The organism is Segetibacter sp. 3557_3, assembly GCF_004354985.1.
Taxonomy (GTDB): Bacteria; Bacteroidota; Bacteroidia; order Chitinophagales; family Chitinophagaceae; genus Segetibacter.
Map to the genome: position 1 here is coordinate 361,845 of NZ_SMSK01000003.1, position 22,735 is coordinate 384,579.

Annotated in this window: 16 protein-coding genes; all 16 read left to right on the forward strand. The window is 47.6% G+C overall.

Going from position 1 to position 22,735, the window contains the following annotated elements; all coding sequences use genetic code 11:
- Positions 1-2 precede the first annotated feature (2 nt).
- Positions 3-1,601: a sodium:solute symporter gene (locus tag EXU57_RS07705; RefSeq protein ID WP_133267604.1), complete on the forward strand. Its 1,599-nt coding sequence runs from the start codon at positions 3-5 to the stop codon at positions 1,599-1,601.
- Between the two features lie 395 nt (positions 1,602-1,996).
- Entirely contained in the window at positions 1,997-2,977 is a 981-nt protein-coding gene (locus EXU57_RS07710; protein WP_133267605.1) for a dihydrodipicolinate synthase family protein, read from the forward strand.
- Between the two features lie 484 nt (positions 2,978-3,461).
- Positions 3,462-4,874 carry an L-fucose/L-arabinose isomerase family protein gene (locus tag EXU57_RS07715; protein ID WP_133267606.1) on the forward strand — a complete coding sequence of 471 codons (1,413 nt, stop codon included), beginning with the start codon at positions 3,462-3,464 and terminating at the stop codon, positions 4,872-4,874.
- 562 nt (positions 4,875-5,436) lie between these two features.
- Complete coding sequence (locus tag EXU57_RS07720) at positions 5,437-6,264, forward strand: transketolase (RefSeq protein WP_243745541.1); 828 nt, start codon at positions 5,437-5,439, stop codon at positions 6,262-6,264.
- A gap of 52 nt (positions 6,265-6,316) precedes the next feature.
- Complete coding sequence (locus EXU57_RS07725) at positions 6,317-7,855, forward strand: alpha-L-fucosidase (protein WP_133267607.1); 1,539 nt, start codon at positions 6,317-6,319, stop codon at positions 7,853-7,855.
- Complete coding sequence (locus EXU57_RS07730) at positions 7,821-8,789, forward strand: transketolase family protein (RefSeq protein WP_133267608.1); 969 nt, start codon at positions 7,821-7,823, stop codon at positions 8,787-8,789. The genes EXU57_RS07725 and EXU57_RS07730 overlap by 35 nt, the downstream gene beginning before the upstream one ends.
- Positions 8,790-9,199: 410 nt before the next feature.
- Positions 9,200-10,153, forward strand: a complete 954-nt coding sequence (locus EXU57_RS07735; protein ID WP_133267609.1) for a D-ribose ABC transporter substrate-binding protein — start codon at positions 9,200-9,202, stop codon at positions 10,151-10,153.
- Between the two features lie 215 nt (positions 10,154-10,368).
- Positions 10,369-11,004 carry a DUF2291 domain-containing protein gene (locus EXU57_RS07740; RefSeq protein WP_133267610.1) on the forward strand — a complete coding sequence of 212 codons (636 nt, stop codon included), beginning with the start codon at positions 10,369-10,371 and terminating at the stop codon, positions 11,002-11,004.
- A 10-nt stretch (positions 11,005-11,014) separates the two neighbouring features.
- Positions 11,015-12,520 (forward strand): sugar ABC transporter ATP-binding protein, encoded by a 1,506-nt coding sequence (locus tag EXU57_RS07745; protein ID WP_133267611.1) that lies wholly within the window; start codon positions 11,015-11,017, stop codon positions 12,518-12,520.
- 45 nt (positions 12,521-12,565) lie between these two features.
- Positions 12,566-13,546, forward strand: a complete 981-nt coding sequence (locus EXU57_RS07750; protein ID WP_133267612.1) for an ABC transporter permease — start codon at positions 12,566-12,568, stop codon at positions 13,544-13,546.
- A 511-nt stretch (positions 13,547-14,057) separates the two neighbouring features.
- A complete protein-coding gene (locus tag EXU57_RS07755; RefSeq protein ID WP_133267613.1) occupies positions 14,058-15,545 on the forward strand; it encodes an FGGY family carbohydrate kinase in 1,488 nt (495 codons plus the stop codon).
- Between the two features lie 68 nt (positions 15,546-15,613).
- Complete coding sequence (locus EXU57_RS07760) at positions 15,614-16,858, forward strand: ribulose-bisphosphate carboxylase large subunit family protein (protein WP_133267614.1); 1,245 nt, start codon at positions 15,614-15,616, stop codon at positions 16,856-16,858.
- Positions 16,855-18,204 carry a four-carbon acid sugar kinase family protein gene (locus tag EXU57_RS07765; protein WP_133267615.1) on the forward strand — a complete coding sequence of 450 codons (1,350 nt, stop codon included), beginning with the start codon at positions 16,855-16,857 and terminating at the stop codon, positions 18,202-18,204. Before EXU57_RS07760 ends, EXU57_RS07765 begins: the two co-directional genes overlap by 4 nt.
- A gap of 159 nt (positions 18,205-18,363) precedes the next feature.
- Positions 18,364-19,020: an aspartate/glutamate racemase family protein gene (locus EXU57_RS07770; protein WP_133267616.1), complete on the forward strand. Its 657-nt coding sequence runs from the start codon at positions 18,364-18,366 to the stop codon at positions 19,018-19,020.
- A 1,408-nt stretch (positions 19,021-20,428) separates the two neighbouring features.
- Positions 20,429-20,806 (forward strand): GxxExxY protein, encoded by a 378-nt coding sequence (locus EXU57_RS07775; RefSeq protein WP_133267617.1) that lies wholly within the window; start codon positions 20,429-20,431, stop codon positions 20,804-20,806.
- 5 nt (positions 20,807-20,811) lie between these two features.
- A complete protein-coding gene (locus tag EXU57_RS07780; protein WP_133267618.1) occupies positions 20,812-22,131 on the forward strand; it encodes a bile acid:sodium symporter family protein in 1,320 nt (439 codons plus the stop codon).
- Positions 22,132-22,735: the final 604 nt, after the last annotated feature.

Genomic DNA, 22,735 nt, shown 5'->3' on the forward strand with positions numbered 1-22,735 from the left:
CCATGAAAAATCTACCCATATTTGACCTCGCCATCATCATCATCTACCTCCTGACGATGGTGTTTGTGGGTTATTATTTCTCGCGCAAAAACCGAAATTCCGACCAGTTCACCAAAGCTTCCGGCTCTATACCCGGGTGGGCAATTGGCCTATCCATATACGCGACATTCCTGAGCAGTAATACTTTCCTGGGTGTTCCCGGAAAAGCATTTGGCTCTAACTGGAATGCTTTTGTTTTCAGCATATCCATGCCTTTCGCCGCCTGGATCGCATCAAAATATTTTGTGCCCTTTTACCGGCAAACGGGTGAAATTTCCGCTTATACCCACCTCGAAAACCGGTTTGGTCCCTGGGCGCGAACGTACACTGTTGTTTGTTTCCTCCTAACCCAACTTGCCCGCATGGGTTCCATCTTTTTTGGAATTGCCCTTAGCCTGCAGGCGCTGCTGGGTTACCCTATGGCAACGATTATGATCGTCATGGGTATTTGCATAATCCTCTATACCGTAATGGGTGGTATGGAAGCGGTAATCTGGACAGAGGTCGTACAAGGGGTAATTAAAACACTTGGTGCCCTGCTTATCCTGTACCTTATCGTTTCCGAAATGCCGGGCGGGGTTTCCGGCATTATCGATATCGGTATGCAGGAGAATAAATTCAGCCTCGGCAGCTTGAGTCCGGATTTAACCCAGTCAACTTTTTGGGTGGTGCTTTTTTACGGGTTCTTTATCAACCTGAATAATTTTGGAATGGACCAGAATTATGTGCAGCGTTATCATACAGCTACGTCATCAAAGCAAGCCTCCCGTTCAATATGGTTGTGCGTCGCATTATATGTTCCCGCTTCATTGTTGTTCTTCATCATTGGCGCGAGCCTGTTTGCTTACTACCAGGTTCATCCCGAGATGATCGAAACGGTGAAGCTGAATGTTGCGGCCGAACGCCTCGGCGGTGGGGCGACAGCAAACCAGGTTTCCGGAATGGCTGCATCATTAACACCTGCTGATTATGGCGATAAAGTGATGCCGCATTTCATGGTCACGAAGATCCCTACCGGGCTTGTCGGGCTCATTGTATCCGCTATACTTTCGGCAGCCATGAGCACCATCAGTTCGGGAATGAACTCCTCCGCCACGGTGTTCACAATGGACATCTATAAACGATACTTCCGCCCCAACATCGGCGAAAAAGGCAAGTTGTACACCTTGCACGTGGCTACTGTTGTATTTGGTTTACTAGGGCTCGCCACGGGCATCGCGATGATAGGCATCAAAAGCCTGCTCGATATCTGGTGGGAACTCTCCGGCATATTTGCCGGGGGTATGCTGGGATTGTTTTTGTTGGGTATCATCAGCCGGCAAACCAGGAGCCATGAAGCATTTACCGCAACCGCAATTGGCATTGTCGTAATCTTATGGATGACCTTTTCGGTTTACCTCCCCGACCGGTATGCCTTCCTGCGCAATCCATTGCACAAGAGTATGGTAATCATCGTAGGTACCTTAACAATTTTTCTTGCGGGCCTGCTGTTAACCGCAGCAAAAACAAAGGTCAAATTAACCTTGCCGACAGAGGAGCCCGTATCCACGATTGAACCGTAGTGCAAAAAAGTTTTGGTACCGGCATTTGTTCATTGACGGATCGTCGTTGCCCGCCCGGGCGCGCCAGTCGGACGGGCGTCGCATTGCGTTCGTCGGCAAACCATTGTGCAGCTGCAGCCTTAGCGGTAATATGTACACGAAAAGGCAACAGCAAACGAAAGGTAGTTTTAGATGGACTATTATTTAATCAACCGGAACCTGCGTTGTTCCCGGTAATGATTTTACTTTGCTGCAAGGCGACGAAATCACCATTTGGATAACCGGTATTGGCACAATGGTGAACATTGTAGAATGAACCCAGGTGTCACCTTATTTGCAGCAAAAATGAAACGATAGCATATTTCAGATTATGCACTTGCCTGCAGTTTTACACTCCATATTTTAAATGATCGTTTATGCAATTACCTGATAAGAAATTTGTTCCTGTAATGATCACCCCGTTTAACCTTAAAGCAAAGGTTGACCTGGATGCGGTTTCAAGGCTGGTTGATTTTTACCTGGCCGCCGGGGTGAAAGGGTTTTTCGCCAATTGCCTGAGCAGCGAAATGTACAGCATCAGCGAAGACGAAAGGCTTGACCTTACCCGGCATATTGTGCGCTATGTAAAAGGCCGGGCACCAATTGTAGCTACGGGCTCATTCGGACTTACCATCGAAGACAAAGCAGATTTTACCCAAAGGATATACGATACGGGCATCGACGCGGTTATCCTTATTACCGGGCACTATGCCAACGTCGACGATGATGACGATGTATTGATGCGCAACTTCGACAGGATGCTCAAACTTACCGGTGATATTCCATTGGGACTATACGAATGCCCTGCGCCATACAAACGCATATTGTCGGCACCCGTATTTGAAAAGCTGGTTGCTACCAACCGCTTTGTGTATCACAAAGACACGTCAATTGAGCTGGAGCAGGTAAAAGCAAAACTTGCAATTGCGAAGAACGATCCCAACCTGGAGTTTTATGACGCGCACACACCAAACGCGATGCATTCGCTTCAAATGGGTGCTAGAGGTATGTCGTCGATCTCGGGAAACTTTTACCCTGAGATTTTGGTCTGGATGTGCAATAACGCTTCTAATCCGGATAAGCAGGAGGAAGTAAAATGGTTGCAAGCTGAACTTTCCGCTGTTGATCCCGCCATCCACGTGGCTTATCCAATGAGTGCAAAATACTTCCTGCGTAAACGCGGCTTACCCGTGCGTACCATCAGCCGCGCCCATGCGCTTGAGCTTACACCCCAACAAAAACAAACCCTCGACGAAATCTATGATCGCTTCACAGGCTGGTGCGACAAGCTGGATATTACTCCGGTGAATGTCGAGGAACTCATGAAGCCGTTAATACACCTGGATCCACCGATTTAGTGATGAGTTATGAATTGAGAGTTATGACTTGAGCAGCTTATGTTGAATGTTGTATGTTAATTGTTGAAGGGTTCGCGTGCAGAGTTATGTAGGTCATGTAGAAGTCGGATTTAGCTTTCGGGTTATGTCCTGGGATTATTTCTCAGCGCAGCCTTAGCCATTTTAACTCTCTACGTACAAAATTCAAAGGTCAAAATCAAAAAGTAAAAAGAACGGATTCTGCGAAGTCTCTGCTCTCATTTCTCTACGGTTTAATCCGTCATTCGCTAATCCGTGATTCGCTTCTCCTGTTCTCTGCGGTAAAAAATTCAAAAGTCAAATTCAAAAATAAAAAGAAGCCCCTTTGCTGCAGAAGTTTGATGAAGTCGGGACTACATGAATCCGTCATTCGCTAATCCGTCATCCGTTAATCGGCTTTTCTCTGCCACTCTCGTTCTCTGCGGTTTAATCCGCTAATCCGTAATCCGCAAATTTTTAAGACAACATGACTGAAAAACTAACCCTTGGTGTAATCATTGGTAACCGCGATTTTTTTCCTGATAAACTCGTAGGTGAATGCCGTGCTGACCTTTTAACCGCATTGGAAAAAGCAAACATTCGCCCGGTGATGCTGGAAGAAAGCGCCACCAAACTGGGTGGTGTAGAAACTTTCCAGGAAGCGCATAAGTGTGCCGAACTATTTAAGTTACATGCACACGACATTGTTGGCGTATTGGTGGTGCTGCCAAATTTCGGCGATGAAAAAGGTGTTGCCGAAACCCTCAAGCTCGCGGGTCTGAATGTACCCGTGCTCGTGCAGGCATATCCCGACGACCTGGATAAAATGGACGTCGCGCGCCGTCGCGACGCATGGTGCGGTAAAATTTCCGTTTGCAATAACCTTTACCAATACGGGATAAAATTCTCGCTCACCACCAAGCACGTGGTACATCCTTCAGACGAATCGTTCGCAAACGACCTGCGTGAATTTGTTGCCGTTTGCCGTGTGGTACGCGGACTCAGAAAGGTTCGAATAGGTGCGGTAGGAGCAAGACCCGGTGCTTTCAATACCGTTCGGTATAGTGAGAAGATTTTGCAGCGCCACGGTATATCCGTGGTTACAGTGGACCTGTCGCACATTCTTGGTGCCGCCAACAAGCTCACCAAAGATGACGGTAGCGTAAAACTGCGCATGGATGAAATCCGCGCATACACATCTACCGGCCGTACCCCTGAAGATCGCCTGGTGCAGATCGCCAAACTCGATGTGGTATTAAGGGAATTTATGCAGGAACATGCACTGGACGCTACCGCCATTCAATGCTGGACATCAATACAACAAAACTATGGTTGCAACGTATGTACGAGCATGAGTATGATGAGTGAAAACATGTTGCCAAGTGCCTGTGAAGTGGACGTAACCGGAACCCTCACCATGTATGCCATGCAGCTTGCTTCAGGATCACCCAGTGCACTTGTCGATTGGAACAACAACTATGCAAACGACGACGAAAAATGTGTTTTGTTTCATTGCGGTAACTGGGCAAAATCGTTTTTACCGGATATTGAAATCAGCACAGCCCCGATACTTGGAACAACAGTAGGTGAGGAAAACACCTATGGTGCACTTGCAGGTCGCACACCCGCTTCTGCACTTACCTATGGTCGCATTAGTACCGACGATAATAAGGGTATTATAAAGGCTTACTTTGGTGAAGGGAAACTTACCGATGATGCGCTCAATACTTTTGGTACCCGTGCGGTAGCCCAGATCAACGACCTGCAGGGGCTGATGAAGTTTGTTTGCAAAACAGGTTTTGAGCACCACGTAGTGATGAATGCTTCCAAAACAGGAACAATACTCAAAGAAGCTTTTGAGAACTACATGGATTGGGAGGTGTATCAACACGGAGGTTAGCATTATTTTAATGTTGAATTTTGAATCAATGTCGTTTACTTAAGAGAAATCTTTTGGTGACCAGCTGTGTGAATTCTATTTGCCATCGTTGTGTCACTCCCTTGTACCGCATGCCTTTATTCACCTTTTTCTGCCACTTTTCTTAAATAAACGACATTGAATTTTGAATGTTGAATTGGGCATTTTAATTTGATTATGCGTTGTTGATTAGGCATCACGGTGCCTTGGCAGGAACTTCAACCTACCCGATAATTCAGCTGAAGAGTTTGCCACAAATACAAGAGTGCGACGCAACGATGCTTCATAGAATTCCTGGATTCTGGCCCAAAAAGAATTGCTCCTGAATAACTTCGCACATCATTTTCAATAAACCAGTTGTTGGTAAACCCAAAAGCTTGCAGGAAGAAGTTTATTCTCGGATGTTTCGTTAACCAAATCCACGCAAGCTTGCTAGATGTCGTTTTAATCCTGAGTTACCATTGTTATAAATGAGTCGTGTTTGCCTGCTGGTATCGTCTCGCATTTTTGACTTTTGACTTTTTAATTTTTACTTATTATCGCCATGATTTCAGAAAAAGACCTGCAACAAAAATCACTGGAGTATCGCAAAAGAATATTGCACTATATCTATAAAGCAAAAGCCGGTCATACCGGTGGAAGCCTATCCTGCGTAGACATACTTGCGGTGCTTTACAACAATATACTAAACGTAAGTGCCGATAACTTTTCCGACCCTGACCGCGACCGTTATATACAAAGTAAAGGTCATTCAGTAGAAGCCTTATTTGTGGTATTGGCCGACCGGGGATTTTTTCCCGAGACCGACCTTGAAACACTTTGCCAATACAAGTCGCATTATATCGGACACCCCACCCGTAAAGTGTATGGGGTTGAACAAAACACCGGTGCACTCGGGCATGGTTTACCCATTAGTGTAGGTACTGCACTTGCAGCCAAACTCGACGGTAAAAGTTATCGCGTGTTTACATTATTGGGTGATGGCGAACTTCCTGAAGGTTCCAATTGGGAAGCTGCGCTTACGGCATCGCACTACAAACTGGATAACCTCTGCGCCATTATCGACCACAACAAACTCCAGATCAGCGGAACCACTGCCGATGTTTGTAATACTGACCCGATAGATGAAAAATTCAAAAGCTTTGGCTGGGAAGTCAGGCATGTGGATGGCCATGACTTTAATGTTCTAAACGACACATTTCAATCCATACCCTTTGCATCGGGTAAGCCCAACCTGGTTATTGCGCATACCATCAAAGGCAAAGGCATCAGCTATATGGAAAACCAGTTGAAGTGGCACCATGGTGTACCAACCAAAGAAGAATATGCCACTGCCGAACAGGAATTGGATCTTGCACTTGCCGCCTTTTAAGGTACGCGGCCAGCAGTGCAATATGGATTGATAAGCCTGCTAGGGGGACAACATGTATAAAGTTTGCTTAACCATATCACTGGTCGTCCTGCTTTTGCAGCAATCAACTGCGCAGGAAACATACGACAGCTCCTGGGCCGGACTTCAAAATCCTGTACCGTCGTGGTTTCCGGCTGCCAAGTTTGGCATCTACGTACATTGGGGCCCATACACCGTACCCGCGTACAACAGCGAGTGGTATTCACGTAGCATGTATGTTCCAGGAACAGAATCGTACCGCCACCAGCTTGCTACCTATGGTTCACAAAAAACCTTTGGCTACAAAGACTTTGTAAACCAGTTCAGGGGAAAAGCTTTCAACGCAAAAGATTGGGTGGCCCTTTTTAGCAGGGCAGGTGCCCGGTTTATTGGTTGTACAGCCGAACACGCCGATGGTTATTCGATGTGGAACAGCAAGGTGAACCCGTGGAATGCGAAACGGCTCGGTCCCGGTGATGTGATTGGTGAACTATCGAAATCCGCGCATAAAAAGGATTTGCCCTTTATGGCCACCTTTCATCACCAATGGCAATGGGGATGGTATCCAACATTCGACAGCACTGTCGACGCCGGCAATCCGCAATATGCCTCGCTTTATGGTCCGGTGGTGTCTGTTGCAGCATGGGAACACAAGCCATTAGCGGACCGCCCCGATAAAGCCTTTTGTGAACAGTGGACGGCAAAGGTGCTCGAGGTTACCGGCAAGTATAAACCCGATCTGCTTTATTTTGACTCCAGGTTAAACCACATCCCGGAGCAATACCGTAAACAGATCGTGAAAGATTATATGCGCCGGGGTCCAAAGCACCAATTGATCCTTTATAAATCGGCCGAATTGCCCGAACACGTAGGCTTGCGGACGTATGAAAAAACCCGTCCCGATAGCAGTATGCCGGAAACATGGCTAACCGAGGAGCCGATCAGCACTTACAGCTGGTCGTACACTCCCGATATGCAGCTACGGTCTGCACAAAACATCCTGCAGGTTTTGGTAGATGCCGTTAGTAAAAACGGGGTTTACCTGCTGAACGTTTCGCCCGATGCCGACGGAGCCATTCCGGAAGCACAACAACAAGTACTGGAAGCGATAGGTAACTGGCTACACCTGAATGGTGAGGCAATCTATGATACCCGCCCCTGGGTGGTATTCGGTGAGGGTCCTGGAATCGAGAAAAACAGGCCCTTGTTGAAAGACCGAAGGAAGTATTTTGAAGTGGGCTATACTGCCGACGACATCAGGTATACGAGCAAAGGCAACTTTGTATATGCAACCTTTTTAAGCACGCCTGAGGCAGGCCAATCTAAATCACTAACAGCTTTTAATCAGTCCTTGTTTCCCCAAACAATGCGGGTTGCTGATGTTACCGTACTTGCGACAGGTAAAAAAGTTGACTGGAAATGGTTGGCTGGTCTTTTAACCATTAACATGCCACCGAATGACAGCGATAACCTGCCGTATACCCTGAAGATCAGAATGGATCAACTTATTAAAGAACCTAGTATAAAAAATAATCAAATTGGGAGCGATCGAACAACAAACCGGAACCGATAAAGCCAACCTGGATGTATTTTCCAGCACACTGCAGCAACTCGCAAAAACCGACAAACAGATCGTGGTGGTAACCAGTGACTCGCGGGGTTCAGGCAAGCTAACACCATTTGCAAATAAGTTTCCTGCACAGTTGGTGGAGGTAGGCATTGCCGAGCAAAACCTTATTGGTGTTGCTGCCGGACTTGCATCAACAGGTAAAAAAGTGTTTGCCGTATCGCCAGCTTGTTTTCTTACTGCTCGTGCACTTGAACAGATCAAAAACGACGTTGCTTATTCCGATAACCCGGTGAAGGTGATTGGCATTAGTGCCGGGGTAAGTTATGGCGCACTTGGCTCTACCCACCATAGCCTTCACGACTATGCCGTGCTTCGGGCAGTCAACAATATAACAGTTGTTGCACCTGCCGACAACTTCGAAACCGAAAGAGCCATCACCCTGGCTGCTGGTTCACCGCATCCGTTTTACATAAGGTTTGGAAAAAAGGTAATGCCTTTACTGGATGCAAACAATACGTCGTTTGAATTTGGCAAAGGACGGATCATTCGTGAAGGTGGAGATGTTATATTGATTGCAACTGGTGAAGCAGTTTACCCGGCATTGCAAGCCGCTGAAAAACTTTTGTCCGACGATGATGTTCACGCAACCGTGATCAGTATGCATACCATCAAGCCCCTGGATTATGAATTGCTTGCAAAAGTTGCTGCTTCCGGTAGTCCCATCATAACGATAGAAGAACACAGCGTATATGGCGGACTCGGCGAAGCATGCGCCTCATTTTTACTGGAGAGTGGCTACCACAATAAATTCAAGATTGTCGGTATTCCTGATGAATACACTGTCACCGGTTCTCAAGTTGAGATACTTAATCACTATGGTATTTCAGGTGAGGGGATAGCAGCTACCGTTATGGAGTTGTTGGGCGTATCACATTGATTGCCCTGATCAAAACGAAGGGGAGGAAGACAGTTAAGAGTTATGAATTAAGCATTATGAGTTAAGTGTTATGATTGATGAGTTAAGGTTATGAATGATGAGTTATGAATCAATGTCGTTTATTTAAGAGCTTTAGTTGGTGACCGGCTACAAGAATTCTATTTGCCATCGTTGTGTCACTCCCTTGTACTGAATAACTATATTGACCGAATATGCAACAACAAGCTTAAGTAAACGACATTGAGTTATGAATGATGAGTTTTGAGTTGGAGCAGTGCCGGCAGTGAATTCATCTTTAAAAGAGATTTATTGATTGCTCAAATCTTCAACTTATCAACCTATCAACTGATAAACTTTCCCCTGAATACCTCAATACCCAATAGCAAATACCCAACGCCTAACGACTTCATATGAAACAATTCTTTTTTCGCGCTCCATCATTTCTCCTGCTGCTAATGCTTACCGCGGCCTTCGGCTTCGGTTGTAAAAGTAAGCGCAGCGATGGCCCTAAGAAAATGGCGGTAATTGTATCCACCTTAAACAATCCATGGTTTGTTTTCCTGGCGGAAAATGCAGCAGCAAAGGCAAAAGAACTTGGCTACGAAGCAAAAATTTTTGACTCGCAAAACAATACGGCGCTTGAAACCGACCACTTCGAAAATGCGCTGGCATCCGGCTATAGTGCCGTACTTTTTAACCCTACCGATGCGGATGGTTCCGTAGTGAATGTGTTAAAAGCAAAGGAGGCAGGTGTGCCCGTTTTTTGTATGGACCGGGAAGTGAATTCAGACGCTGCGACTTCACAGATTCTTTCCGATAGCTATTCCGGTTGCGTAGCAATGGGTAAATACTTTGTGCAACAATTAAACAAAAAAGGCAATTACGTAGAACTGCTTGGACTTGTCGGCGACAACAATACCTGGCAACGATCAAAGGGTTTTCACAGCCTGGTTGATTACTACCCTGAGTTAAAGATGGTTGCCCAGCAAAGCGCAGATTTCGATCGCAACAAGGGGATGGAAGTACTCGAATCTATACTCCAGGCCCATCCAAATATCGACGCGGTATTTTGTGGGAATGACGCGATGGCCATGGGTGCATACCAGGCACTGGTATCGGCGGGCAAGCCTAATGTAAAAGTATTTGGCTTCGATGGTGCTGAAGATGCAATCACCGGTATTGGCGAAGGAAAGATAGCTGCAACCGCCATGCAATTCCCGAAAGTGATGGCAGAAACGGCTGCCGTTTATGCCGACGAATACCTGAAAGGAAAACGTGAATTTCCCAAAAAGATGCCTGTTGCGGTAGAACTGGTTACCAAAGAAAACATCAAGGATTATATAGCTTATGGTAAAAAGGACTAGCTTGTTTTGCACTGAAAAGGTCTGCATGTTTTAGTGCTGCGTACGTCCTGTAAAAGGCGGTTGAATGCGTGCAGGTTAGTGCCCCTTCCTTATCCTGACCCGTAAACAAATGCCACTGCTAAGACTTACTGCTATCAGCTGTATAAGCTCGAATTTTAGACGCACACAACTTGTGATTGATTCAGCACAGCCCTTCACACCCAAAAACTCCTGCTTTGAAGAAAACCTTGAAATACATACTCGGCCTTGCGGCCCTTGTATTTGTCGCTTATAATTCGGTGTACTTCAAAAAGCTTGACGCCGTAAGGGCCTCAGCCCACAAACAGTTTGATGCTTCTGCTTATGCCCGGAAGTATTACGATACCCGGTTGAAACCTGCATTGAAAAATGCTGTTGAGATCAACCAATTGCTTGCACTAGCCAGGGTTGATAAAGAAGCCGCGTTTAACAGGCATTCACATGCGCTTGGTATTGGCAATATCCGTTACTTCCTGGTGCAGGGCACAGGAGAAATAACAGGGATAAATGAAAATGATGTTGCCGTGATCAGCAAAAACGATAGTACACAAAGTGCGTTGAAGATCGCAACGGAATTCGTTTTTGGCAATGCCATACGCGATGCCTCCGGACTGATTAACCTAAACGAATTTTCGAGTACCGCCGATTTTAATAACGTATCAGCTGAAGTGAATAAGATTGTTCGTAACGAAGTTTTGCCCGCTTTTAAATCAACCGCAAAAAAAGGCGACCGGGTTCACTTTGTTGGCGCAATCGAACTCAACAGGCAACACCTGAAACTTGACGACCTGGAAATTATACCTGTAGCGCTGAACCTGATAAAGGATAAATAAAAGTCTGCCTGTGCTTGCTGTAAAAAACATAACCAAGAAGTTTTCCGGCGTAACGGCCCTCAACAACGTTTCGCTTGTGCTAAATGCCGGCGAGGTAACCGCAATTATTGGTGAAAACGGCGCGGGTAAATCCACATTGATGAAAATCCTTTCGGGTGTTTATCCCGACTATGAGGGCACCATCAGTTTCAAGGATCAGGTAGTACGTTTTTCAAATCCAAAAGAAGCCCAGGAAAAAGGCATCACCATCATACACCAGGAACTTAACCTTGTGCCTTTTCTTACCGTAACAGAAAATATATTTCTTGGTCGTGAGATATTGACACGCTGGGGCACCCTCGACAAAAAAGCGATGGCAGCAAAAACCAAAACATTGCTCGACAGGTTGCGGTTGACCATCTCGCCGGATACAATGGTTTATGCATTGAAGGTGGGCCAGCAGCAGGTGGTTGAAATTGCAAAAGCCTTGCTGCTCGAGTCGGACCTGATCATCATGGACGAACCGACCTCTGCGATTAGTGAAAGCGAAGTTGACGTGCTGTTTTCGATAATTGAAGACCTGCGCAAAGAAGGTAAGGCAATCGCATACATATCCCACAAACTTGATGAGTTGTTTAAGATTGCCGACCGTTACATTATCATGAGAGATGGGCAGGTGATTGAAGACGGGCGGATGAACGGCACTGACCATGATGGGATCATCAGCAAGATGGTTGGCAGATCGGTGAACATGGTACGTAAAGCAGATGGGATCGGCAATTCCGAGACTATCCTGGCGGTACGTGGGTTGAACCTGCAACACAGGATTAAAGAACAGGGCTTACGTTTAAAAGACATCTCTTTCACGGTAAACCGCGGCGAGATCGTGGGCGTTTTTGGCTTAATGGGTGCAGGACGTACTGAATTGCTGGAAACCGTATTTGGATTGCACCCTAACCTTTGTTCGGGGAGCTTAACGGTTAACGGGAATGCGCTTGCTTTCAAGTCGCCGTGTGCAGCCATTGCCGCCGGGCTTGCATTGGTGCCGGAGGATCGGAAGAAAGATGGATTGATGCTCGGCCTTAATGTTCGAAAGAACATCAGCATAACAACCCTTGAAGCACTAAGCAATATGGGTTTCCTGGATAACAAAAAGGAATGCTCTTTATCAGGTAAATACATAGACGAGCTCCGGATCAAAAGCTCATCCGACCGGCAATTAGCCGGTACGCTTAGTGGAGGCAACCAGCAGAAAATTGTATTGGCAAAGTGGCTTGCAACAAACCCAGTGTTGCTGATGCTTGATGAGCCTACGCGGGGCATTGATATCAATGCCAAAAACGAGATCTATAAACTCATCCTTAAGCTGGCAGCGGCAGGCCTGGGTATCATCATGGTATCCTCCGAGTTGCCCGAAATACTTGCGGTTTCCGACCGGGTGCTAGTAATGGCGGAGGGTTGTTTAACCGCATCCTTGCCCATCAATGAGGCCACCGAAGACAGGATACTTAAATGTGCCATTCCCAAAACCATCTGATCAACGTAACAGCCTTCGTTTTTACAACTAATCCGACCAACAAATATGCAGGCCCTAACCCTGGCTAACGCCCCAAAACAACTTGCAAAGTTTCAATCGCTGATTGCACTTTTTTTTCTTTGCCTGGTGATCAGTTTACTTTCCGATAAGTTCCTGACGGTTGCCAATGGCTGGAATGTTTTGCGACAAATCTCGGTGAACATTTGTATCTCAACAGGAATGACGCTGGTTGTGCTTACAGCAGGAATAGACCTTTCTGTTGGCTCGGTGCTCGCATTGTGTGGTGCTGTTACAGCCGGGCTGTTGAAAAATGGCATTGAACTGCCCTCGGCGAATTTGTTTATCGGCTTTACCGTATTTGGCAGCATCATATCGGGCATTGTACTCGGCACATTGCTGGGATGGTTCAATGGCTTTACCATTACCCGCTTTAAGGTTCCACCGTTTGTAGCAACCCTGGCGGTGTTGACAATAGCGCGTGGCTTAACCATGCTTTGGACAAAAGGGTTCCCGATCTCGGGGCTGGGCTCCAACTTTGCTTATGTTGGAACCGGTTGGCTGTTGGGTATACCCGTGCCGGTGTGGATTTCGGCAGTTATTGTGTTGCTTGCACATATGCTCACGCGTAAGACCCCGCTGGGCAGGTATATCTATGCCATCGGCGGAAATGAAAGCGCAGCACGTTTATCGGGTATACGAATCAATCGGGTTAAGATGTCGGTGTATGCTATTGCGGGTGCACTTGCTGCAATTGGTGGCATCATCGTAACCTCCAGACTTGACTCCGCACAACCGAACGCGGGTATCACCTACGAACTTGATGCCATAGCCGCTGTGGTGATTGGCGGAACATCACTTTCAGGTGGTCGTGGCAGCATCCTGGGCACCGTACTGGGCGCCATTATCATTGGGGTGCTAAACAATGGACTGGTGCTGTTGAACGTATCGCCCTTTTGGCAGCAAGTGGTAAAGGGACTTGTCATCCTGGTAGCCGTGATCATTGATAAAGCGAATTCGAAAGAATAGAAAGGCAAATGCAAAATGTAAAATGCAAAATGTAAAGAAAGTCAAAAGTCAAAAGTCAAAAAAGATTTCATGTGGGCGACCTGAACAAAAATCTTGTCTCATACCTCATCTCTATTATTCAATGTCGTTTACTTAAGTTTAGTGGTACGATTGCGGTAAGTAAAGCGATGTTGTACAAGTGAGTGACACAACGATGGAGATTAGTATTCCTTCAGCTGGTCACCAAAAAAATGCCCTTAAGTAAACGACATTGTCTTATCATTCATCACAATCGTTCATGACGCAACACTATTGTTCATAATTCATCACTATCTATTATAACCCATCATTATTAAATCAACCCATTAATTAATTCCCGAAACATTAAGCGTTCCAATAAGTATCAAACCCAGCTAACATCCACTCATAATTCATAACTCTTCACCCTCGTCCTCATTCAACATTTAACATACAACATTCAAAATAATCTAACCCGACTCTCAACTCCTAACTCTTAACCCTTAACTAATAAATGAGCTACATCCTCGCTATCGACCAGGGCACCAGCAGTACAAAAACCCTCATTTTTGATGCGGCTGCAAAAGTTGTTGCACGCGGGAGTGTACCCCTGAAAACACATTTTCTCGAAGGTGGTTTTGTTGAGCAGGATCCCATGGCGATTTATGAAAACGTACTGGACTCAGTCGCGGCCTGTACGAGCGACTTCAAGGCTCGCGGAGGAGACCTTTCGCAATTGAAAGCCTGTGGCATTTCAAACCAGCGGGAGACCTTTGTGGTGTGGGACAAAGATGGTAATCCACTACATAACGCGGTGGTTTGGCAATGCAAACGTTCGGTGCAGGTTTGCGAACGGCTGCGACAGCAGGGTTTGGAAGAAGTGATCCGCGAGAAAACGGGTCTTATTGCCGATCCATACTTTTCAGGCACCAAGCTCATTTGGCTGTACGAAAACGATGATCGGGTTCGTGCAGCAATCGACAAGGGCGAAGCTTACTTTGGAACCGTAGACACCTGGCTGTTGTTTAAACTTACCAGCGGCTTACAATACTATACCGACTACACCAATGCATCGCGAACCTTATTCTTTAATTTGAGTGACCTCAACTGGGACCGGGCGCTGCTCGCCCGTTTCAACTTTTCTAAATTAAACCTGCCAAAAGTAAAACCCTCATCGGCATACTTTGGGCATTCGGACTTTGAGGGCCTACTCGACAAAGAGATTGCCATAATGGGTATGATCGGTGACTCTCATGCTGCAGCTTTTGGTGAAGGTTGTTTTACCCCCGGAAGCGCGAAAGCCACGCTGGGTACCGGTTCGTCCATTATGATGAACATCGGCAGTGAACCAAAAGCATCGAAAACCGGCATGATCTCAACAATTTGCTGGAGCACAGAGGAGCGGGTAGACTACGCGATGGAAGGCGTGATCGTTACCTGTGGTGCAACCATCGAGTGGTTAAAAAATGACCTTGGACTTTTTAAGGACAGCCGGGAGACCGAAGCAATGGCAACCGCGGTAACGGGAAATAATGGTGTTTACATTGTTCCTGCCTTTAGCGGGCTAGGCGCACCGCATTGGGACATGAGCAGGAAAGCATCTGTCAACGGACTTACGTTTGATTGCAACAAAAATCACGTGGTTCGTGCCGCGCTTGAGTCGGTGGCCTACCAGGTGAAGGACGTGATTGTTGCCATGGAACACGACTCAGGAATTGAACTGGCGCAACTGATGGTGGACGGTGGACTTACTGCAAACAATTTTGTTATGCAGTTTTTGTGTGACCTCCTCAACAGAACGATTGTAAACATTGGCATTCCTGATGTTTCCGCGTTAGGTGCCGCCTATATGGCCGGGTTGAAATCAGGGGTTTATAAAAACCTCGAACACCTTCAGAAACTTAATACCGATAAAACCTTTATTTCGCCACAGCCTAACGAACAGGTGTTTTTAGACTACCAGGGATGGCAAGAGGTAATCCGGCGCACAGCTTCGGCATAACTTGATGAACTTTTGAAATGTTCGGTAAACACAATTACAACCCGGCAGTTTCTGCATAAACATCCATGATGGAAAGAATTACAGCCCACTACTATATTGAAACCCCATTTGATCCGGAGTCGGCAGCACAGGTGCTTGCCGGCGAACAGTCGTCGGGAACCTTTGTTGCGGTACCCGGCGAAACCGCTGAGTTGAAGGAACGCTTTGCCGCAAGGGTCGAAGCTGTTGAGCTGATGGAGTCGGTAAAAGAACCTGCGATACCGGGTGCTGTTTCAAAAACAGGTTTATACCACCGGGCAAAGGTGGCTGTTTCATGGTCGACTGAAAACTTTGGGACCAACTTGCCCGTGATGGTGTCAACCCTGCAGGGGAACCTGTACGAGATCAGGCAGTTTACCGGTTTGAAGCTGATGGATATTGACCTGCCCTCAAGCTATGCCAACAACTTTGCAGGGCCCAGGTTTGGCGTAGACGGTTGTCGTAAACTGACCGGGGTATATAACCGGCCGCTTATCGGAACAATCATCAAACCAAGCATCGGCATGTCGCCTGAACAAACTGCCACGCTCGTGAAAACACTTGTTGAAGCAGGAATAGATTTCATAAAAGATGATGAGTTGTTGGGCTCTGCGGCAAATTCCGGGTTCGACGACCGGGTTGACAGGATCATGCGGGTGATCAACGAACACGCAGATAAAACGGGTAAAAAAGTAATGTATGCATTCAACCTGAGCGATGAGGTGGATGCCATGCTGAGTCATTACGACAAGATTGTTAACTCAGGTGGTACCTGTGCAATGATCAGCATCAATAGTGTAGGGCTCTCTGCGGCTAAAAAAATTATCGACCAGGGCGTACTCGCCATTCATGCCCATCGGAATGGATGGGGTATGCTCAACCGCCATCCGTTGCTCGGAATAGAATTCCCGGCTTATCAAACGATCTGGCGGCTCGCAGGAGTGGACCAGTTACACGTAAATGGAATCAAAAACAAGTTCTGGGAGTCCGACGACTCGGTGGTACGCTCGATAAAATCCTGCCTGCAACCGCAACCGGGAGTGCCGGTCCTGCCCGTCGTTTCTTCGGGGCAATGGGGCGGCCAGGCGCCAGAAACTTATCGGCGAACAAATACTACAGACCTGTTGTACATGGCCGGCGGCGGCATACTTGCACACCCCGATGGTCCTACTGGTGGGGTAGTGGCATTGCAGCAGGCCTGGCAGGCTGCGGTAGATGGCCTGAGCATCGAAGAGGCTGCGCAGCAATATCCGGAATTTGGCAAATCGGTTGAAAAATTTGGTGGCGAAAAATGATAGATAATTCTTTATTGTTGGCCTTTTACGGCGACGACTTCACGGGCTCTACAGATGCATTGGAGTTTCTCAGCAGGGCTGGGGTAAAAACCGTGCTATTTATTGAACCCCCAACCCCCGAACAGCTGGCCCGGCATAAAGGCTTGCAGGCGGTTGGGGTTGCAGGAAAAACACGCTCGATGGCACCGGCAGAAATGGAGCAGGTGCTGATGCCGGCATTTAAGGCGTTGAAAGCACTCAATACCCGGCATGTGCACTACAAAGTTTGCTCAACGTTCGACTCTTCTCCTTCAATCGGTAGTATCGGTAAAGCAATCGACATAGGAGCCGGCGTATTTGCGGGCAGCTTTATACCCCTGCTCGTTGGTGCGCCTGCGCTCGGAAGGTATTGCGTGTTTGGAAACCTGTTTGCGCGCATGGGCATTGGCAGCCTTGGAAGGATACACCGGCTCGACCGGCATCCTTCGATGAGCAAACATCCTGTAACGCCCGCAGATGAAAGTGATATTCGCTTACACCTTGCCCGGCAGACCGACAAAAACGTTGCGTTGATAGATATCCTTGATGTTGAACGAACGTTGCCTGAGCTCCGGGAATTGGTGAATGATCACGTTGGAAATGGTGCCGAAGTTCTGCTGGTTGATGCACTTTATCCCCGGCAAATGCCGGCAATCGGTAAGCTAATCGACTCCTTTGCTGATGAAACAAGTGCGCTGTTTTCGGTGGGTTCATCAGGGGTGGAAATGGCACTTGGTGCATATTGGTCAACGGAAAACCTCCTGGCTACTACTAATGAATGGGAGACCCCGGAAGTGGTTTCACCGATCCTCGTGGCATCAGGTAGCTGCTCACCGGTAAGCGGGGCACAGATACGCTATGCGCTATCAAAAGGCTTTGAAGAAGTGGTTATCGACACGAGCTTGTTTAATGGTGACGAAACGGATTTGGACCTTAGCGCATACGTTGAGGAAGCCACTGCTTTTATCTTACAGGGTATCAGCGTTATTGTGCATACTGGTGGGAGTGAGGTGATCTCGAACCAGCAAACACCCGCCTTTGACACGGGCTATGTTTTTGGTACCGCCCTCGGCCGGATCGTTCGGGAGGTGGCAACAAATACTGCTGTAAAGCGCGTCGTGCTTGCGGGAGGCGATACCTCCAGTTATGCCGCACGTGCAATGGGCATAGAGTCGGTAGAGATGACGGCGCCATTGTCACCGGGCGCTCCTTTGTGCAGGGCATATGCACCGGGTTCCCCCAGCGATGGGGTAGAGGTAAATTTCAAAGGCGGACAAGTCGGCAAAGAAGACTATTTCGAAATGGTCGCCCGCGGCGCCTTTGTATAGTTTCCGGTTCACCAAGCCACACATCAACGCAATAATAATTACCATTTCACTTGATCAGTAAACATCCTTTTACCCTATCACTTCTTCACCAATCAACCAGTCAACCAATCAACCTATCAACTTACTTCCCATTACCCAATACCTAATACCTCAACTCCCATGTCAAAAACACTCGGACTCATACATACCTCTGCAACCCTTGTTCCCGTATTTCAGCAACTGTGTAAAGACGCGCTACCCGGCGTTAACGTGTTTAACATTGTCGACGACAGCCTGATCAAAGACGTAATTAATCGGGGAGAGCTCACGGCTGCAACTTCAAGAAGGGTGGTCGACTATGTGGGCTCAGCTGAAGCTGCCGGAGCGGACTTTATCATGGTCACCTGTTCCTCGATTGGTGCAGCTGTCGAGGCTTCTGCAGCGCTCACCAACGTACCCGTTTTGAGGGTGGATCAGCCTATGGCGGACCTTGCGGTACAAACCGGTAAAAAGATTGGTGTCATCGCTACGTTGCCCACCACGCTTGGTCCTACGGGTGACCTCGTTAAGCGGCGTGCAGCCCATGCCGGAAAAGAGATTGAACTTACTGCGGTACTCTGCGAGGGTGCTTTCGAAGCACTTATGAGCGGCGATGCTGCAACCCACGACAGCAAGGTTGCTGCAGCATTGAAGGACCTCTCGGGCAAAGTGGATGTCATTGTGTTGGCACAAGCCTCAATGGCCCGTGTTGTTGATACCCTCAACCCGGAAGACAAACGCGTACCCATTCTTGCAAGTCCGCCTCTTGCGGTGCAACACCTTGCGGGAATATTATAGCAGTACTGAGTCTCGTTTGCCTCTAATTTCTGTGTCCCTTACAAGAGAACCCAACCATAACTTATCAACAACTTCGTCAATTATAGTGCTTAGTGGCCGTAGCGGATCTCGGTGTCCTTTGCGTTAGAAAAAAAGCTTGTTTTAGCAACCGTAGCGTTTCCCTCTGCAAGGTTTTTAAACGCAAAGAGACGCGAAAGGAATACACGCAAAGAGTGCTAAAAAAACAGTCAAGTAGAGGTCTCTACTTTTTCTAGTGGCAGGGCTGTTTGTCGGCGTGCTTTGTTGAAGCTTGCTTCCTCTGCGTGCCTGCTTGCCCGGCCATACTTCGACAAGCTCGACGACATAACCTCAGCGTTCTTGGCGGTAATCTCGGCGTCCTTTGCGTTAGAAAAGAAGCTTGTTTTAGCAACCGTAGCGTTTCCCTCTGCAAGATTTTTAAACGCAAAAAGACGCGAAAGGAATACACGCAAAGACTGCTAAGAAAACAGTCAAGTAGAGGTTTCTACTTTCCCTAATGGCAGGGCTGGTTCTCGGCGTGCTTTGCAGAAGCTTGCTTCCTCTGCGTGGCTGCTTGCCCGGCCATACTCACGATATAACCTCAGTGTTCTTCGCGAGAATCTCGGTGTCCTTTGCGTTTAAGAAAAGCTCGTTTTAGCAACCGTAGCGTTTTCCACTGCAAAGCTTTTTAAACGCAAAGAGACGCGAAAGGAATACACGCAAAGACCGCTAAGAAGAACAGGTTCATTTCCAAGTTCTACTTTTCAATAAGGGGGCTAGTGGTTGGCTTGCTTTGTGGAAGGTTGCTTCATTTGCGTTTCTCTCCTGAATGAAAGAGATTGCATCCTGTAAACAATTTGGTCAAAAATGCTTAGCGTTCTTCGCGAAAATCTCGGTGTCCTTTGCGTTAGAAAAGAAGCTCGTTTTAGCAACCGTAGCGTTTCCCCCTACAAAGGTTTTAAACGCAGAGGAACGTTAAGGAAATACACGCAAAGACCGCTAAGAAAACAGTCAAGTAGAGGTTTCTACTTTCCCTAATGGCAGGGCTGGTTCTCGGCGTGCTTTGCAGAAGCTTGCTTCCTCTGCGTGCCTGCTTGCCCGGCCATACTCACGATATAACCTCAGCGTTCTTCGCGAAAATCTCGGTGTCCTTTGCGTTAGAAAAGAGCTCGTTTTAGCAACCTTAGCGTTTCCCTCTGCAAAGGTTTTCAAACGCAAAGGCACGCTAAGCAAAGACCCGCAAAAGCCGCTAAGAAAACAATTATTAGAAGTTTCAACAATACCCGCGAAAACTGTTAGGTAAATATCTTAAACAATGAAGGGAGCCTTTCTGCACAGCGCTGAATGGAAAATTAAACCAGCAAAACTGTTGCAATTACCCGCAACATTCCCTTCATTGTAAATAAAAACAATGACTGAAAATGAGCTCTCCCATACCTTAATTGGACTTGCAATTAAGGTACACAAAGTGCTGGGTCCGGGCCTACTCGAAAGCGTTTACAAAGAATGTCTTTATTATAACATCCTCAAAGCCGGGTTGAACGCAACGAAAGAAAGGCCTATGCCAATCACCTTCGAAGAGGTAAAACTTGAGTGCGGCTACCGGATTGATATATTAGTCGAAAACAAACTGGTAATAGAAACAAAAAGCATCGACCAACTCGCCCCCATACATACTGCGCAAACACTAACGTATATGCGCTTAGGAGATTATAAACTCGGCTTACTCATCAACTTTAATGTGCTAGTTCTAAAAGACGGAATTAAACGCCTCGTCAACCGACTTTAAAAACAATGAATAACTTAAGAAAGCTTTGCCTTGCCATTGCCGCACTTGCCCTAATCTTATTATTAGCCGGCCTAATCACAGCGCAGCCCGCTTTATCCAAAACCGCTGGCCTTGTCCTTGCCATCGGCACAGCCATCGGTATCGGTGCAATTTCATCGCTAAAAGGCTACCAGTATACCGCATGGATCATTGCCGCGGTTGTCGCGGGCATGCTCTTCCCGTCCGCTTTCCTCCGCTGGGGTGACTTCGACCTCCGGAATAAATGGCTCATCCTGATTGTCATTCAGCTGGTGATGTTTGGCATGGGCATTCAAATGAGCCTGCACGATTTTTCCGGCCTTGCCAAAACCGGCCGCGGCGTGTTCATTGGCCTCCTGTGTCACTTCTCCATTATGCCGCTAATGGGTTACTTACTTACCCGCATCTTCCCGTTTGATAGCGAAATTGCCGCTGGCATCATCCTCATCGGCTCCTGTTCCAGTGGTCTTGCCTCCAACGTTATGGTCTATATTGCCCGGGCCAACCTGGTACTTTCCGTTACCGTAACCGCCATGGCAACCCTTGCGGCACCCTTCCTTACACCGCTGCTCATGAAGTTGCTTGCCGGCACCCTTATACAAATCCACTTTCTCGATATGATGATGGAGATCATAAAGATTGTGATTGTCCCCATTGGCGCTGCGCTGTTGCACGACTACCTGAAAACCGCATCACCGCGCGGCAACCGGGTTGTTGCGGGCTTCACCATAGCCTCAATGGTTTGGTTACTCGCCCTGCCTTTTGGCCTTTGGGCTCTCCTCCAGGCCAACCTGAGCGCGGCGGCAATCCAATCCGCCGAACTGCTCGGCTTTTTTGCCGGCGCAATCCTCGTCGGCGTATTGTACCACCAGTTGTCAAAACGCTTCTCAAAGCTGGACGAGCTCATGCCTTATATTTCCATGTTTGGTATCATCTATTTTACTACAGTTACCACTGCCGCGGGTCGGGAGAACCTCATGAAAGTCGGGGTGCTGCTATTTCTTGCCTCCGTCATCCACAATGCCGCTGGCTACTTTTTCGGCTACTGGCTAAGTCGCGCCTTCAAAATCGATAAAAATTCAGCACGCACCATTGCCTTCGAAGTCGGCCTCCAAAATGGCGGAATGGCCTCCGGTCTTGCGGGCAGCATGGGCAAGCTCGGCACCGTCGGACTCGCAGCGGCAGTTTTCAGTCCATGGATGAATATCTCCGGGTCCATACTGGCCAACTACTGGCGCCGGCACCCGGTAAAAGAAAGTGATAAGGTAAAGGATAAAGACGTACTGGTATTACCCGAAATCACCTGAGTTATGGGTTGGGGCATTCAGCTTTCGGAATCAGGTTCCGGCATTGGTCCGGGCTTCTCCGGGCTGCGCTTCGCTCCGGCCCCGGCGCGAAGGCGCCGTGGCTAAACCCTCCGTATCCCGCAGCCCTTCAGCCATAAATCTCTGTTGATCAGGGTTGGATTTGGGTAATGGGTATATGGTATTGGGTATGGAGGAAAACCGATTAGCGAATTACGAATGAGCGGATTGCGGATTTGAAAGGTGCGTAGCCTATTTGCCGACCGCTCTGAAGAAAGCCGATTAGCGAATTACGAATGAACGGATTACGGATCGGGAAAGATGCCTAGCCTATTAGTCCACCGCTCTGAAGAAAACCGATTAGCGAATTACGAATGAGCGGATTGCGGATTGGGAAAGATGCGTCCTGTTTGTCCATCGCTCTTACACGATTTTGATGTATGCAGGGTCCTTAATAGCCCTGAAAACGGGTTTGCTAATCTGTCAACTATAAAAATTCACCTGCCTTGGCTTTTTACATTGCTATAAACACGAAACTGCTATCCGAGTCGCGAATCGGGTTCACCGGGTAAGCCTCTAATAATCGTTTTAATTGCCTTCCTCTTTC